Origin of the sequence: Bradyrhizobium sp. TM102 (assembly GCF_009176685.1) — a bacterium.
GTDB classification, from domain to species: domain Bacteria; phylum Pseudomonadota; class Alphaproteobacteria; order Rhizobiales; family Xanthobacteraceae; genus Bradyrhizobium; species Bradyrhizobium ottawaense.
In genome coordinates this window covers 7,215,608-7,231,253 of record NZ_AP021855.1, presented here as the reverse complement: position 1 = coordinate 7,231,253, position 15,646 = coordinate 7,215,608, and the positions used below count along the sequence as shown (strand labels likewise).

Annotated in this window: 16 protein-coding genes; 8 read left to right on the top strand and 8 right to left on the bottom strand. The window is 65.4% G+C overall.

Going from position 1 to position 15,646, the window contains the following annotated elements:
* Nucleotides 1-95 precede the first annotated feature (95 nt).
* From GDN70_RS34170 to GDN70_RS34145, 5 genes are all read right to left on the bottom strand, one after another.
* Nucleotides 96-1,538 carry a homospermidine synthase gene (locus GDN70_RS34170; RefSeq protein ID WP_152103625.1) on the bottom strand — a complete coding sequence of 481 codons (1,443 nt, stop codon included), beginning with the start codon at nt 1,536-1,538 and terminating at the stop codon, nt 96-98.
* 67 nt (nt 1,539-1,605) lie between these two features.
* Nucleotides 1,606-1,995 (bottom strand): RidA family protein, encoded by a 390-nt coding sequence (locus GDN70_RS34165; protein WP_152103624.1) that lies wholly within the window; start codon nt 1,993-1,995, stop codon nt 1,606-1,608.
* A gap of 146 nt (nt 1,996-2,141) precedes the next feature.
* Nucleotides 2,142-2,729 carry a GNAT family N-acetyltransferase gene (locus GDN70_RS34160; RefSeq protein ID WP_038973459.1) on the bottom strand — a complete coding sequence of 196 codons (588 nt, stop codon included), beginning with the start codon at nt 2,727-2,729 and terminating at the stop codon, nt 2,142-2,144.
* A gap of 129 nt (nt 2,730-2,858) precedes the next feature.
* The gene (locus GDN70_RS34155; RefSeq protein WP_028139993.1) at nt 2,859-4,001 is read right to left on the bottom strand and encodes a type III PLP-dependent enzyme; all 1,143 of its coding nucleotides are present in this window, start codon (nt 3,999-4,001) and stop codon (nt 2,859-2,861) included.
* Nucleotides 4,002-4,688: 687 nt separating this feature from the next.
* Nucleotides 4,689-4,943, bottom strand: coding sequence for a hypothetical protein (locus tag GDN70_RS34145; RefSeq protein WP_018316184.1), 255 nt, complete (start codon nt 4,941-4,943; stop codon nt 4,689-4,691).
* Between the two features lie 138 nt (nt 4,944-5,081).
* On the opposite strand from GDN70_RS34145, the gene GDN70_RS34140 reads away from it, so the two are divergent.
* Genes GDN70_RS34140 through GDN70_RS34130 form a run of 3 tightly spaced genes read left to right on the top strand, consistent with a single transcriptional unit; the run spans nt 5,082 to nt 8,928 of the window.
* Nucleotides 5,082-7,163 (top strand): M3 family metallopeptidase, encoded by a 2,082-nt coding sequence (locus GDN70_RS34140; RefSeq protein WP_152103623.1) that lies wholly within the window; start codon nt 5,082-5,084, stop codon nt 7,161-7,163.
* Nucleotides 7,163-7,801, top strand: a complete 639-nt coding sequence (locus GDN70_RS34135) for a DUF1007 family protein (protein ID WP_152103622.1) — start codon at nt 7,163-7,165, stop codon at nt 7,799-7,801. The genes GDN70_RS34140 and GDN70_RS34135 overlap by 1 nt, the downstream gene beginning before the upstream one ends.
* On the top strand, nt 7,792-8,928 hold the full coding sequence (locus GDN70_RS34130) for a nickel/cobalt transporter (RefSeq protein ID WP_085967885.1): 1,137 nt from the start codon (nt 7,792-7,794) through the stop codon (nt 8,926-8,928). Before GDN70_RS34135 ends, GDN70_RS34130 begins: the two co-directional genes overlap by 10 nt.
* 154 nt (nt 8,929-9,082) lie before the next feature.
* Here GDN70_RS34130 and GDN70_RS34125 read toward each other — a convergent pair whose 3' ends face one another.
* The gene (locus GDN70_RS34125; protein WP_018316180.1) at nt 9,083-9,481 is read right to left on the bottom strand and encodes an MAPEG family protein; all 399 of its coding nucleotides are present in this window, start codon (nt 9,479-9,481) and stop codon (nt 9,083-9,085) included.
* An 83-nt stretch (nt 9,482-9,564) separates the two neighbouring features.
* Here GDN70_RS34125 and hemH point away from each other — a divergent pair, with 83 nt between their 5' ends.
* From hemH to GDN70_RS34105, 4 genes are all read left to right on the top strand, one after another.
* Complete coding sequence (hemH, locus tag GDN70_RS34120) at nt 9,565-10,602, top strand: ferrochelatase (protein WP_038973462.1); 1,038 nt, start codon at nt 9,565-9,567, stop codon at nt 10,600-10,602.
* A 10-nt stretch (nt 10,603-10,612) separates the two neighbouring features.
* A complete protein-coding gene (locus GDN70_RS34115; RefSeq protein WP_028139998.1) occupies nt 10,613-11,590 on the top strand; it encodes an ABC transporter substrate-binding protein in 978 nt (325 codons plus the stop codon).
* Nucleotides 11,591-11,811: 221 nt separating this feature from the next.
* Entirely contained in the window at nt 11,812-12,816 is a 1,005-nt protein-coding gene (locus GDN70_RS34110) for an SPFH domain-containing protein (RefSeq protein ID WP_095425178.1), read from the top strand.
* Between the two features lie 55 nt (nt 12,817-12,871).
* Nucleotides 12,872-13,315: an NfeD family protein gene (locus tag GDN70_RS34105; RefSeq protein ID WP_152103771.1), complete on the top strand. Its 444-nt coding sequence runs from the start codon at nt 12,872-12,874 to the stop codon at nt 13,313-13,315.
* Between the two features lie 89 nt (nt 13,316-13,404).
* Here the strand turns inward: GDN70_RS34105 and GDN70_RS34100 are convergent, their stop codons facing one another.
* The gene (locus tag GDN70_RS34100) at nt 13,405-13,788 is read right to left on the bottom strand and encodes a helix-turn-helix domain-containing protein (protein WP_095425179.1); all 384 of its coding nucleotides are present in this window, start codon (nt 13,786-13,788) and stop codon (nt 13,405-13,407) included.
* 72 nt (nt 13,789-13,860) lie between these two features.
* Between GDN70_RS34100 and GDN70_RS34095 the strand changes: the two genes are divergently transcribed.
* Nucleotides 13,861-14,412: a carboxymuconolactone decarboxylase family protein gene (locus GDN70_RS34095; RefSeq protein WP_095425180.1), complete on the top strand. Its 552-nt coding sequence runs from the start codon at nt 13,861-13,863 to the stop codon at nt 14,410-14,412.
* Nucleotides 14,413-14,540: 128 nt separating this feature from the next.
* Here the strand turns inward: GDN70_RS34095 and GDN70_RS34090 are convergent, their stop codons facing one another.
* Nucleotides 14,541-15,548: an SIS domain-containing protein gene (locus tag GDN70_RS34090; RefSeq protein ID WP_038973465.1), complete on the bottom strand. Its 1,008-nt coding sequence runs from the start codon at nt 15,546-15,548 to the stop codon at nt 14,541-14,543.
* Nucleotides 15,549-15,646: the final 98 nt, after the last annotated feature.

Sequence of the window (15,646 nt, the reverse complement as noted above, 5' to 3'; positions counted from 1 at the left end):
CGCGAACCCGGAATCCATTGATCCCTGCCGCCCGATGGATTCCGGGCACGACGCTACGCGCCGCCCCGGAATGACGGGCGGAGAGAGGCGCCGTTTCACCGCACCAGAATATTCCGGAACTGCCAGGGATCGCTGGTGTCGATGTCTTCCGGGAACAGTCCCGGGCGATCCGTCAGCGGCGTCCAGTCGGTGTAGAAACCCTTGACCGGGCCGAGATAGGGGAGCTGGATTTCCAGCAGGCGATCGAAATCCATCTCGTCGGCTTCGACGATGCCTTCGTTCGGGTTTTCCAGCGCCCACACCATGCCGCCGAGCACTGCGGAGGTCACCTGCAGGCCAGTGGCGTTCTGGTAGGGCGCGAGCTTGCGGGTCTCCTCGATCGAGAGCTGCGAGCCGTACCAATAGGCATTGTTGTCGTGGCCGAACAGCAGCACGCCGAGCTCGTCGATGCCGTCCACGATCTCGTTCTCGTCGAGGATGTGGTGCTTCTCCTGCATCTTCGCGGCGCGGCCGAACATTTCATGCAGCGACAGCACGGCATCGTCGGCCGGATGATAGGCATAGTGGCAGGTCGGCCGATAGACCGCCGTGCCCGAGGCGTCACGCACCGTGAAGTAATCGGCGATCGAGATCGACTCGTTGTGGGTGACGAGGAAGCCATATTGCGCGCCGCGGGTCGGGCACCAGGTGCGAACGCGCGTGTTGGCGCCGGGCTGCATCAGATAGATCGCTGCGCCGCAGCCGGCTTCGTGGGTCCGCGCGTTCTCGGGCATCCATTTTTCATGGGTGCCCCAGCCGAGCTCGGACGGCTGCACGCCCTCCGACAGGAAACCTTCCACCGACCAGGTGTTGACGAAGACGTCGGCCTCTTTCGGCTTCTTGGAGCGCTGGGTGTCGCGCTCGGCGATGTGGATGCCCTTGATGCCGGCCTGCCGCATCAAATCTGCCCATTCGGCCTTGGTCTTGGGCTTGGGGGCATTGAGCTTGAGATCGGCGGCGACGTTGAGCAGCGCCTGCTTGACGAAAAAGGAGACCATGCCGGGATTGGCGCCGCAGCAGGAGACAGCCGTCGTCGATCCCGCCGGGCGCGCGCGCTTGGCGGCCAGCGTGGCTTCGCGCAGGGCGTAGTTGGAGCGCGCTTCCGGGCCCTTCGAGGAATCGAAATAGAAGCCGAGCCAGGGCTCGTTGACGGTGTCGATGTAGAGCGCGCCGAGCTCGTTGCAGAGCTCCATGATGTCGGTGGAGCCGGTATCGACCGAGAGATTGACGCAAAAGCCCTGGCCGCCGCCTTCGGTGAGCAGCGGGGTCAGCAATTCCCGATAATTGTCTTTTGTCACGGCCTTCTGGATGAAGCGCACATTCTGCTTCTCGCAATGCGCCCTGCGGCCCTCGTCCTTGGGATCGATCACGGTGACGCGCGACTTGTCGTAGTCGAGATGCCGCTCGATCAGCGGCAGCGTGCCTTTGCCGATGGAGCCGAAGCCGACCATGACGATGGGACCGATGATCTTCGCGTAGATCTGCGAGGCGGGGCTCATGGGATGGTTTCTCCGGAACGTGCTGGCAAACAAATGGTGAGGGGTGGATCAGGCGCTGCGGCGCTTGTCAGATGCTGCGGCGCTTGGCGGTGACTTCGATCTCGACCTTCATCTCGGGCTTGGCGAGGGCGCTGACGACCAGCAACGTCGCCGCCGGCCTGATGTCACCGAGAACCTCGCCGCAGACGGCGAAGTGGGCATCGATGTGGCTGGCGTCGGTGACGTAATAGGTCGCACGGACAATATCGGCCATCGCGAATCCGCCCTCTTTCAGGGCAGCTTCGATGGTCTTGAAGCAGTTGCGTGACTGGCTCGTGACATCGGCCGGCATCGTCATCGTGGTGTAGTCATAGCCGGTGGTTCCCGCGACGAAGGCGAACTCACCGTCGATCACGGCGCGGCTGTAGCCGACGGTCTTCTCGAGCGGAGAGCCGGTGGAGATGAGGCGACGGGACATGTTTCGGACCTCGGCTGAAAGGCGTGTTTCGCGGGGTTAAAGGGCGTTTCTCGGGCCTGCGCAACCCCGAAAGAACAGGCGTCAGGACGGCGCAGCCGAGCGTTGCCGCTTTATGCGGCTTCGGTCGTCACCATCATGGCAATCCCTCAGGCCGCGTGCGCATGGAGGGCGCGAAGGACCCTCCATTTGGACAGGGGCGCGCCGGTCGGAACGATCATCCCCTCGGCGCCATCGAGCGCACCCGCCTGGAATTCGATCGCGAGCAGCCGGTCGCGTTCGAACGGGCCGGGCAGCGCCAGCGCGCCGGTCTTCTCGCCCGAGAAGCCGAAGCGGGCGTAATAGGGGGCGTCGCCGAGCAGGATGACGGCTTCATGCCCGCGCGCCCGGGCGGCGGCCAGCGCTTGATGCATCAGCGCGGCGCCGATCCCGAGCTCGCGGCAGGCAGGGTCTACCGCCAGCGGTCCAAGGACCAAAGCGGGCCTGCCTCCGGCGCTGACGTGCCACAGCCGCACGGTTCCCACGAGCTGTCCCTCGCGCACCGCCGACAGGGCAAGGCCTGCGGCAGGCGCGCGTCCGTCGCGCAGGCGCTGGCAGGTGCGGCCGTGGCGGTTTTCGCCAAAGCAGGCATCGAGCAGCGCTTCACGCACCGCGACGTCGGCAGCACGCTCCGCGCGGATCACGAACGGAGCGGCTTTCGAGGTGAGGGCGATCTGTGGCTTCCGAAAAGCGGTCATGGCGCGTCAGTCCCCGCTTGAACCGGCGTGCGCGCAGCACGCCTGTCCAAGACGTCGTCAGATCGAAATGTCAGGGAGGAGCCGGCAAGCCGGCTCCCGGGTTCGTCAGGCCTCAGAGAAAGAGGCGGATCAGATGTGGTACGTCCTCAGCGGCGGGATGCCGTTGAACGCCACCGACGAGTAGGTCGACGTATAGGCCCCGGTGCCTTCGATCAGCACCTTGTCGCCGATCTCGAGCGTGACGGGGAGCGGATACGGGTTCTTCTCGTACAGCACGTCGGCGCTGTCGCAGGTGGGACCCGCGAGCACGCACGGCGTCATGTCCGCGCCGTCATGGGCGGTGCGGATGGCGTAGCGGATCGACTCGTCCATCGTCTCGGCGAGACCGCCGAACTTGCCGATGTCCAGGTACACCCAGCGCACCTCGTCCTCGTCGCTCTTCTTCGAGATGAGCACGACCTCGGATTCGATGATGCCGGCGTTGCCCACCATGCCGCGGCCCGGCTCGATGATGGTCTCCGGAATCTGGTTGCCGAAGTGCTTGCGCAGCGCGCGGAAGATCGAGCGGCCGTAGGTCACGACCGGCGGCACGTCCTTCAGATACTTGGTCGGAAAGCCGCCGCCCATGTTGACCATGGACAGGTTGATGCCGCGCTCGGCGCAGTCGCGGAACACCTGCGAGGCCATCGCCAGCGCACGGTCCCACGCCTTCACCTTGCGCTGCTGCGAGCCGACATGGAACGAGATGCCGCACGGCTCCAGGCCCAGGCGCTTGGCAACGTCGAGCACCTCGACGGCCATTTCCGGGTCGCAGCCGAACTTGCGCGACAGCGGCCATTCGGCGCCGGCGCAGTCATAGAGGATGCGGCAGAACACCTTCGCGCCGGGAGCGGCACGGGCGACCTTCTCGACTTCGGCGGCGCAATCCACGGCGAAAAGCCGGATGCCGAGCGCGAAGGCGCGCGCGATGTCGCGCTCCTTCTTGATCGTGTTGCCGAAGGAGATGCGGTCCGGGGTTGCACCCGCGGCCAGCGCCATCTCGATCTCGGCGACCGTGGCGGTGTCGAAGCAGGAGCCCATGGACGCCAGCAGCGCGAGCACTTCCGGCGCCGGGTTCGCCTTGACGGCGTAGAACACGCGGCTGTCGGGCAGCGCCTTGGCAAACGTCTGGTAATTGTCGCGCACGACCTCGAGGTCGACGACGAGGCACGGCTCGGTGTCGAGGCCATCCTTGCGGCGGTTGCGCAGGAATTCCTGAATACGTTCGGTCATAGCACTCTCCCAAACGGCCCAGCGACGGGGATCCGTTCAAAAAATGTCGTCGGATAAGCGCCCCGGCCAGATCACGCGATGGAGGCGTGACGAGCCAAAGACTCAAATCAGACTGTGCTGCCGTGGATTGGTTGGGAATTTCCCGCCCGCACACCTGGCAATGAAGGACAAGCCTTTTCAGTAGCCCGCGCCGGCGTTGGACTGCCGGTAGAGACCAAAAAAGCCCGATCCGTCGTTGCTTTAAGTCGCGTCCCCCGTTGAGAGCGGGGTGCGCCGGTTCGCCTCCGGCTGCCAGTCACGGTTGCAAAGAGCGAAGTCACCTTCGACAAGGCATCTCTTTGAGAGAGATGCTGGACGCTCCGGGTTTGCTTCCTCGTCCGACCTTCAGGCCTTGCGACCTTCAGTCTTCTGACTTCCGCACTTCCGAAGAGCCCCTCGGCTTCTTCACCCCTTGGCGGCTGTCCGGCCTCTTGTCCGGATACCTACCGACTGACACACGACCACAGGCACGTGCGAAATTGGGCAAGAGCGCACATAAGCGTTTTGACTCTGCTTCGCAAGAATTTTTTTAGGCTGAGAACAGAATTGCCTAACATCTGCTTGCGCGGTGTTGCGCGAGCGCCGCGGAAGATGAACGGGCGTTAAGTCTTGAAGCCTCGTGCGCGCGTCTCTCGCGCACGCGAAGCGTCAGCGGCGCTTCGTGAAGGGCTCGACACGCTGGGCCGCGCGGATGAACGCGGTCATCACGAGCACACCGAGCGCGAACAGCACGGCCTGCAGGATGTGCGTGCCCTGGTCGCCGAGCCCGAACAGGATCGCGAGTGCCCAGCCACCGGCGAAGGCCGCGCCGAACACCTCCGCGCCGATCAGGATGGCGGCGCTGATGACGGTGATGACGCTTGGCCAAGCGATCTGACGGGAAGACGAGGAAGGCGCGTTCATGAGCTCAGGGATCCGTGGTCTGTCGAGGGCCGCAATCTCCCCGAAAAGGCGGCCGGGAGCAAGGGCAAATGGCCCAAAAAAGCCCCATCGCGTGCTATAGCTGGCCGCAACAATTGAGCCACGAAATCGGGACTTGTGATGTCAGAACCCCGCCAAATTACGGACTCCGAGACCAACCCGCTGCTGAAGGCCTGGGTGACGCCGTTTGCAACCCCGCCCTTCGACGAGATCAAGCCGGAGCATTTCCTGCCGGCCTTCGAACAGGCCTTCGCCGACCACTCGGCCGAGATCGCGGCGATCACCAACGATCCGGCCGCGCCCGACTTCGCCAACACCATCACCGCGCTGGAGCGCTCGGGCAAGCTGCTGAGCAAGGTGGCGGCCGTATTCTACGACCTCGTTTCGGCGCATTCCAACCCGGCCATCCTGGAGATCGACAAGGAGGTCTCTCTGCGGATGGCGCGGCACTGGAATCCGATCATGATGAACGCCGTGCTGTTCGGCCGCATCGCCCAGCTCCACGAGAACCGTGCCAATCTGGATCTGGCTCCGGAGCAGCTTCGCCTCTTGGAGCGGACCTACACCCGCTTCCACCGCGCCGGCGCCGGCCTCTCCGAGGAGGCCAAGACGCGGATGGCTGAGATCAACGAGCGGCTCGCCCAACTCGGCACCAGCTTCAGCCATCATCTGCTCGGCGACGAGCAGGACTGGGTCATGGAGCTCGGGGAGGCCGACCGCCAGGGCCTGCCGGAGAGCTTCGTCGCCAGCGCCAAGGCTGCGGCAGAAGAGCGCGGCATGGAAGGCAAGGCCATCGTCACGCTGTCGCGATCCTCGGTCGAACAGTTCCTGAAAAGCTCCGCCCGGCGTGATCTGCGCGAGAAGGTCTACAAGGCTTTCACCGCACGGGGCGACAACGGCAATGCCAACGACAACAACGGAACCATCGTCGAGGTCCTCAAGCTGCGCGAAGAGAGCGCCAAGCTGCTGGGCTATCCGACCTTCGCCGCTTACCGGCTGGAGGACTCCATGGCCAAGACGCCTGACGCGGTGCGCAGCCTCTTGGAGCGGGTCTGGAAGCCAGCCCGCGCCCGGGCGCTTGCCGACCGCGACGACATGCAGGCGCTGATCACGGAAGAGGGCGGCAATTTCAAGCTCGCCCCCTGGGACTGGCGCTTCTACGCCGAGAAGCTGCGCCTTCAGCGCGCCAATTTCGACGACGCCGCGATCAAGCCGTATCTTTCGCTCGACCACATGGTCGCCGCCGCCTTCGACTGCGCCACGCGCCTGTTCGGCATCACCTTCGAGGAGCGCAAGGACGTTCCGGTCTGGCACCCCGACGTCCGGGTCTGGGAGGTCAAGGGCCCCGATGGCAAGCACAAGGCGCTGTTCTATGGCGACTACTTCGCCCGGCCGTCGAAGCGCTCCGGCGCCTGGATGACCTCGCTGCGCGACCAGCAGAAGCTCGACGGCGATGTTGCGCCGCTGGTTCTCAATATCTGCAATTTTGCCAAGGGCGCCGGCGGCGAGCCTTCGCTGCTGTCGCCCGACGATGCCCGCACCCTGTTCCACGAGTTCGGCCACGGCCTGCACGGCATGCTCTCCAACGTGACCTATCCGTCGCTGTCGGGCACTTCCGTGTTCACCGATTTCGTCGAGCTTCCGTCGCAGCTTTACGAGCACTGGCAGGAGCGGCCAGAGGTGCTGCAGAAGTTCGCCCGTCACTACCAGACCGGCGAGCCGCTGCCCGACGAGTTGCTGCAACGGTTCCTTGCCGCGCGAAAATTCAACCAGGGCTTTGCCACGGTCGAGTTCGTCTCCTCCGCGCTGGTCGACCTCGAATTCCACACCCAGCCGGCCGAAGCGGCCAGCGACGTGCGCGCCTTCGAGAGACGCGAGCTGGAGAAGATCGGCATGCCCGAGGAGATCGCGCTGCGCCACCGTCCGACCCAGTTCGGTCACATCTTCACCGGCGATCATTATGCCGCCGGCTATTACAGCTATATGTGGTCGGAGGTGATGGACGCCGACGCCTTCGGCGCGTTCGAGGAGGCCGGCGATATCTTCGATCCCGCCGTCGCCAAGCGCCTGCACGACGACATCTACGCCTCGGGCGGATCGGTGGATCCGGAAGCCGCCTATGAGGCGTTCCGCGGCCGTCCTCCGGAACCCGACGCTCTGCTGCGCCGGCGCGGTCTGCTCGACGACGCGAAGGCCGCCTGATGGGCATGCGCGCCCTGTTGGGATTGCTGCTCGCCACCGGCCTGTCGCTCGCGGCGGGCACGGCGCGTGCGCATCCGCATGTCTGGATCACCGCGACCAGCGAATTGCTCTACGCCGCCGACGGCTCGATCACCGGCGTTCGCCACGCCTGGACCTTCGACGACATGTTCTCGGCCTATGCGGTGCAGGGGCTCGAGAGCAAGACCAAGGGCGCCTATACGCGCGAGGAGCTCGGGCCGCTGGCGCAGACCAACGTCGAGTCGCTGAAGGAATACGCTTACTTCACCTTTGCGCGAGCCGACGGCAAGAATGAGCGATTCCAGGAGCCGGTCGACTATTTCCTCGACTACAAGGATACGGTGCTGACCCTGCACTTCACGCTGCCGCTGAAGAACCCGGTCAAGTCCAAGCAGCTGGTGCTCGAAGTGTTCGACCGCTCCTTCTTCATCGACTTCCAGATGGCCAAGGAAAGCCCGGTGAAACTGGTCGGCGCGCCCGCCGGCTGCCAGATGAAGCTGGAACGCCCGAGCGACGGCACCGCGAGCGCGCAGAAGCTCAACGAGCAGACCTTCATGAACGGCGAGAACTCGAATTTCGGCATGATGTTCGCCAACAAGATCACGGTGGATTGTCCTTGATCGGTCGTCTTCAGTCGCCGATTGCCCGCGGGCTTCTTGTCTGCGCCGCCGTTGTCCTCGTCGTGGGTGTGGCCGATGCCGCGCTTCACGATGTCTTCGCGCAAAACCCCTTTGGCGCGCCGCGGCCGGCGCAGGCGGCCCAGCCCGAGACCGGCGGCCTCATCGGCTGGCTATTGGCCAAACAGTCGGAATTCTATCGGCAGATGTCGGCGACCATCCGCGCCGCCAAGTCCGACGGCTCGGCGGTGTGGACACTGCTCTTCATCTCGTTTGCCTACGGCATCTTCCACGCCGCCGGCCCCGGCCATGGCAAGGCAGTGATCGCCTCCTATCTCGTCGCCAACCACGAGACCGCGCGGCGCGGCATCGCGCTGTCGTTCGCCTCGGCGCTGATGCAGTCGCTGGTCGCGATCCTCATCGTCGGCATCTCGGCCTGGGTGCTGAACGCGACCGCCAAGACCATGTGCAAGGCGGAAGGGGCGATCGAGATCGCGAGTTACGCCCTGATCGCGTTGTTCGGGCTGCGTCTCGTCTGGGTCAAGGGCCGCATTTTCATCCGGGCGCTGCAGGCGGCCCAGCCGCTGCCGGCGATCGCCGGCGTGCCGCACGATCATGATCACGGTCATCACCATCATCATGATGCCCACGATCATCACGATCACGGACATGATCACCATCACCACGATCATGGTCATGCGCACGCTCCGGCCCACCACGGGCATGACCACGTTCATGACGAACATTGCGGCCATTCCCACGGCCCCACGCCGAGCGAGCTCGCCGGCCCCGGTGGCTGGCGGCGCGGCTTTGCGGCGATCCTGACCGTCGGCATCCGCCCCTGCTCGGGCGCGATCCTGGTGCTGGTGTTCGCGCTCGCCCAGGGCCTGTTCTGGGCCGGCATCGCCGCGACCTTCCTGATGGGATTGGGCACCGCGATCACGGTTGCGGCCATCGCGGTCGTCGCCGTCTCCGCCAAGGACATCGCCGCCCGCCTCAGTGCCGGGCGCGACGGCGGCGGCGCGCTGTTCATGCGCGGCATCGAATTCGCCGCCGCCGGCGTCGTGCTGCTGTTCGGCGCTGGCCTCTTGTTCGGCTACATCGCGGCCGAGCGGACGACGTGTTTCTAGGCCGAGTTCTCGTGCCCCGGACGCAGCGCAGCGTCCCTTTGACGGTGCGCTGCAGAGCCGGGGCCCATCTCTCCGCGCATTAGGACGTAGCTTTCTGGATCCCGGATCTGCGGAGCAGCGCAAGAGCGCTGCACCGCGTCCGGGACACGGCGCCTCACACCGGCAGAAACCGCTTCAGCGCCGGCATGAAGAAGATCCCGAGATTGATCGCAAAGCCGATGCTCCAGAGGATCGAGCGCAGCGTCGGGCGGTTGCCGAGATAGGTCAGCACATAAGCGAGGCGGACGATGAGGAAGAGGGCCGCGAGCTCGTCGATCAGCCGCTGCGGCGAATCCCTGAATTCGGCGAGGAGCACCGCGAAGGCGAAAAACGGGAAGGTCTCGATGCCGTTCTGGTGCGCGCCGAGCGCGCGTTGCGAGAGCGCGTCCTCGTAGAAGGCGGGGTCGCGTGGCCGGGAATTGTCGAAGCGGCGAAACCTGATCCATTTGATCGAGCCGATCGTCGACAGATAGAGCAGCAGCGCTCCAAAGACGCACCATTCCGCGAGTGTCATCTTTGCCTCCCCCGCCTGGGTGCGACCCTAGCGAAACCGGCCTCATCTTGACAAGTTCGGACCAACGCGCGACCCACAGGGCCATGACCAGTGTCGTCCCCATCGAGGCCGCGAGACCGGCCGCCCAATCCGCCCTGCCGCGCGCTGGCGTGCTCCTGATCAATCTCGGAACGCCCGACACGGCCGATGCGCCGGGCGTGCGGGTGTATCTGAAGGAGTTCCTCTCGGACGCCCGCGTCATCGAGGATCAGGGCCTGGTCTGGAAGTTCGTGTTGAACGGGATCATTCTGCGCAGCCGCCCCCGTACCAAGGCGCTCGACTACCAGAAGATCTGGAACACCGAGCAGAACGAGTCGCCGCTGAAGACCATCACGCGGTCGCAGAGCGACAAGCTGGCCGCCGCCCTGTCGGACCGGACCCACGTCGTGGTGGACTGGGCGATGCGCTACGGCAATCCCTCGATCAAGTCGGGCATCGACGCACTGATCGCGAAAGGCTGCGAGCGCATCCTGGCGGTCCCGCTCTATCCGCAATATTCCGCCTCGACCTCGGCGACCGTCTGCGACGAAGTGTTCCGCGTGCTCGCCCGTTTGCGCAACCAGCCGACGCTGCGGGTAACGCCGCCTTATTACGAGGACGCGGCCTATATCGAGGCGCTTGCCGTCTCGATCGAGACGCATCTGGCAACGCTGTCCTTCAAGCCGGAGCTGATCGTGGCGTCGTTCCATGGCATGCCGAAATCCTATGTCGACAAGGGCGATCCCTATCAGCAGCACTGCATCGCCACCACCGAGGCGCTGCGTCGCCGGCTCGGCATGGACGAGACGAAGCTGCTGCTGACCTTCCAGTCGCGCTTCGGCAATGCCGAGTGGCTCCAGCCCTACACCGACAAGACCATGGAGCGGCTCGCGAAGGAAGGCGTGCGCCGCCTCGCGGTGGTGACGCCGGGCTTTTCCGCGGACTGCCTGGAGACGCTGGAGGAGATCGCGCAGGAGAACGCCGAGATTTTCAAGCACAATGGCGGCGAGCAGTTTTCCGCGATCCCCTGCCTCAACGACAGTGACCCGGGCATGGACGTGATCCGCACCCTGGTGCTGCGCGAGCTTCAGGGCTGGATCTGATGGGCGTCCCATGAACCGCCGTGAGTGTCTGGCGTTTCTTGGGATGATCGCGGCGCTGCCGGTCCCGGTCCTGGCGCAACAGCCGAACGCGGCACGTCGGCTTGGCGTGCTCTCGGTCACGGCTGCCGATGATGCGATCGGCCAGACCCGCAGCATGGTCCTGGTCAAGGCGCTCGCCGGACATGGCCTGAAAGAGCGCGACAACCTCAAGATCGACTGGCGCAGCGGTGGCGGCGACCGCGCCCGCATCGCGCAGCTTGCCGACGAGCTGATCGCGCTCAGGCCCGACGTCCTGCTCGCGGTCGGCACGCCCTCGGTCGAGGAGCTGCGCCAGCGCACCACGACGATCCCGATCGTGTTCGCCGTCGTCACCGATCCCGTCAGCCAGGGCTTTGTCGAAAACCTCGCGCATCCCGGCGGCAACGTCACCGGCTTCACCGATTACGACGGCCCGCTGGCCGGCAAATGGCTGGAGATGCTGACGCAGGTCACGCCAAAGGTGTCCCGCGTTGTCGTCGTCTACAATCCCGCCACCGCGCCGTTCGCGCCGCTGATGCTGCGGACGATCGAGGACGCGGCACGGACCCTTCAGGTGGCGGTCGAGCCCGCGCCGGTGCATGACGCGGCCTCGATCGCGGCGCTGGGCTTGCGGAAAGACGGTGGGTTGCTGGTGTTGCCGGACTTCTTCACCATGGCCAACCGCGGCGGTCTTCTGGCGGCGATCGCGCAGGCGCGCGTGCCCGCGGTGTTCTGGAGCCGCACCTTCGTCGAGGAGGGCGGGCTGATGTCCTACAGCACCGACAGCGCCGAGCAGCTCCGCCGCGCCGCGGACTATATCGACCGCATTCTGAAGGGCGCGCGGCCAGCCGACCTGCCAGTGCAGAACCCCACCAAATTCGAGCTCGCGGTCAACCTCAAGGCCGCCAGGGAGTGTGGCGTCACACTTCACCCGGGCCTCATTGCCCTAGCGAATGACGTGATCGAATGAAGTCGTCCAATGCGCGCCTTCGGATTCGTTAATTTTTGCCGCTGGGTTTCCGCTGCACGCTTTCAAGGGCCCGCTACAAATACATATCTTGATCCTTCCCCGTTTGGATGTCTTGTGCAGAATTGGATCGATACCGACGTGAATTGCGACCGCTGAACCGGTAGGGTTGCGCTCCCGACCAATGACAGCGCGGGAAAGGGCTTTTCTGCCTTGGAGGAAATATGAGCGGTTTCGACATTTTCGCGATTGTTCTGGTTTTGCTCGTCATCGTCACGCTGGTCGCCGGCGTCAAGACGGTGCCGCAGGGCTATGACTGGACCATCGAGCGGTTCGGCAAATACACCCAGACGCTGAGCCCCGGGCTCAATCTGATCGTGCCCTATTTCGATCGCGTCGGGCGCAAGATCAACATGATGGAGCAGGTGATCGACATCCCCGAGCAGGAGGTCATCACCAAGGACAACGCCACCGTGACGGTCGACGGCGTTGCCTTCTACCAGGTATTCGACGCCGCCAAGGCGAGCTACGAGGTCTCCAACCTGACCCAGGCGATCACGGTCCTGACCATGACCAACATCCGCTCGGTGATGGGTGCGATGGATCTCGACCAGGTGCTGTCGCATCGCGACGAGATCAACGAGCGCCTGCTCCGTGTCGTCGATGCCGCGGTCTCGCCGTGGGGCCTGAAGGTCAACCGCATCGAGATCAAGGACATCGTGCCGCCCGCCGACCTCGTCGAGGCCATGGGCCGGCAGATGAAGGCCGAGCGCGTCAAGCGCGCCGACATTCTCGCCGCCGAAGGCCAGCGCCAGTCGGAAATCCTGCGCGCCGAGGGCGCCAAGCAGGGGCAGATCCTCCAGGCCGAAGGCCGCAAGGAAGCTGCGTTCCGCGATGCCGAAGCGCGCGAGCGGTCCGCCGAGGCCGAGGCCAAGGCGACGCAGATGGTCAGCGATGCGATTTCCAAGGGGGACGTCGCCGCGTTGAACTACTTCATCGCCGACAAATATATCAAGGCGTTCGGCCAGTTCGCGGACGCGCCGAACCAGAAGATCATCATGCTGCCGATGGAAGCAACCTCCATGCTGGGCTCGCTCGCCGGCATCGGCGAGATCGCGAAAGCAACGTTCGGCGAAAGCGCGGCGTCCGCCGCTGCCGCCGCCCGCCGTGGTGGCTCGGTGCCGACGACCGGCAGCACGCCGCCGACGGTGCCGCCGCGGCAGGGATAGTCCCCGGCGCATGTCCCTTCAGGCAGGGGCATGCACCATGATGGAAGGTCGTATCATGACCGACATGTTCGTATCGCTCGGCACCTGGAACTGGCTGATCTTCGCCTTCATCCTGATGGCGCTGGAGGTGCTGGCGCCGGGCATATTCCTGTTCTGGCTCGGGCTCGCCGCGCTGCTCGTCGGCCTGATTTCGTTCACCGTCGTCCTATCGTGGCAGATCCAGCTCGTGATGTTCGCGGTGTTCGCCGCAGCCGCCGTGCCGATATGGCGCCGCCTTGCGCGGCCGAAGCCGGATGCAAGCGCCAGTCCGTTCCTCAACAAGCGTACCGAGGCACTGCTCGGCCGCGAGTTCACGCTGGAGAAGCCGATTATCGACGGCAGCGGCACCGTGCGCATCGGTGACACGGTGTGGCGCGTCGCAGGTCCGGATACGCCGGCGGGGACGCGGGTGAAGGTGGTGCAGGTGGACGGTGCGAACCTGACAGTGGCCGCGGCGTGAGGATTCTTCGCCTCTCCCCGCTTGCGGGGAGAGGCGGGATTGCATCGCAGATTCAATCCGGGTGAGCGGACTCTCCGCGAGTCCGTCTCTCACCGTTTGCGCGGAGGCTCCCCCTCACCCCGACCCTCTCCCCGCAAGCGGGGAGAAGGGGAAGAGTCCTTCCACCTCTCCGCAAACCGGTGCAGCGGCATGAACGTCTCGCACAATTCCCGCCCGAGCGGCGTCAGCCCATAACCTCCGCCTTCGCCAAGCTCCACGAACCCCGCCTCGCGCAACTCCGTCAGGCGCGCTTGCAGCACTGTCGGCGAGGCGTCGTCGCAGGCGGTGCGCAGGGCGCGGGAGGTGAGGGGCTCGCCGCGCAACTCCCACAATATTCGCAGGCTCCAGCGCCGTCCGAGCAGGTCCAGCAGCGCCATGACCGGCCGGCCGGTGCGCGAGCCGCGGACGCTTCGTGATGCCGCCTGTTTTGCCATCGCCACCCTCTTGCGACATGCTACAGATAGTGTAGCATGTTGCTACAATAGATGTAGCAAAGGAAACGGCCGGTGTCCCAGTCCACGCCGCGCATTGCCCCGCTCACCCCGCCTTATCCCCCGGAGATCCAGGCGCAGTTCGATCGCATCATGCGCGGCGCGCCGCCGCTGATCCTGTTCCGGGTGATGGCGGGCCACAGCCGCGCCTGGGACAAGTTTCGCGCCGGCGGCCTGCTCGACCCCGGCCCGCTCTCGCTGCGCCAGCGCGAGATCGTCATCGACCGCACCTGTGCGCTGAACAGATGCGAGTATGAATGGGGCGTGCATGTCGCGGTTTTCGCCGGGCCGGCGAAGCTCGCCGAAGACGAGGTGCGTGCCACAGTGCAGGGCGATGCGACGTCACCGTGCTGGTCGCCGGCCGAACAGGCGCTGATCGCAGCGGTCGACGCGCTGCATCACCGCGCGACGTTCAGCGATCAAGAGTTTGCCGAGCTGTCGGCGCATTACGACGAGGCGCAGATTCTGGAAATCATGCTGCTGTGCGGCTTCTACCGCACGGTATCGTATCTGGCGAACGGGCTGCGGTTGCCGCTGGAGGAGAACGCGGCGCGGTTTCCGGTGTAGCTGTCATTCCGGGGCGCGCGAAGCGTGAACCCGGAATCCATTGGGCAGCGAGCTCGGAGATGAATGGATTCCGGGCTCGCGCCGAATGGCGCGCCCCGGAATGACGGTGCGGAGAGAAAGCGCGTGCCCTAGGCCACGCCCGCCCGCAGCAGATCGTGCAGGTGCACGATGCCCACCACCTTGCCGGCCTCGGTCACCACCAGCGTGGTGATCTTGCGCGTGTTCAGCACCTCGATCATCTCGGTCGCGAGCATCGAGGGCGGCACCGTTTTCGGCTGCTTCGTCATGATCTCGTCGACCGACGCCGTCAGCAGGTCGGGGCGCATGTGGCGGCGCAGATCGCCGTCGGTGATGATGCCCGCGACCTCGTTTGCTTCGTTGACGATGCAGACGCAGCCGAGGCCCTTGGCCGACATCTCGACCACGGCCTCCGACATCTTGGTGCCCAGGGGCTTGACCGGGATCTCGGCGCCCGTGCGCATGTAGTCGCGGACGAATTTCAGCATCGCGCCCAGCTTGCCGCCGGGGTGGAAATGCGCGAATTCCAGCGCGGTGAAGCCGCGGCCTTCGAGCAGCGCGATCGCGAGGGCATCGCCGATCGCGGCCTGCATCAGGGTCGAGGTTGTCGGCGCCAGATTGTGCGGGCAGGCCTCGCGCGCCTTCGGCAGCTCGATCACGAGGTCGGCGGCCTGGCCCAGCGAGGAGGCCGCGTTCGACGTCACCGCGATCATGGGAATCGCAAAGCGCGCCGAATAGTTCACGAGGTTCTTCATCTCCGGCTGCTCGCCGGACCAGGACAGCGCCATGATGACGTCGTCGGTGGTGATCATGCCGAGGTCGCCGTGGCCGGCCTCGGCGGCGTGCACGAAGAAAGCCGGCGTGCCGGTCGAGGCCAGCGTCGCGGCGATCTTGCGCCCCATATGGCCTGACTTGCCGAGCCCGGTGACGATGACGCGGCCCTTGGCGTTGCGGATCAGGTCGACTGCTTTCGAAAATGTCGCGCCGAGCGGGCCGCGCAGGGCGGCGGCGAGCGCGTTGATGCCGCCGCTCTCCGTCTCCAGCGTGCGGAGCGCGGATTCGACGCTGTCGGGGATGGGGCCGGATGATGCGGTCATCAGCGGTTTCGAACTCGGCATGTACTGGTCCAGGGAGAAGGGGGCATTTGCCCGGTCGGCGCCTCATTAGCACGCCGCGGCCGTGGAGGCGACGCGCGCGCCTAAGCCCTCAACCGGTC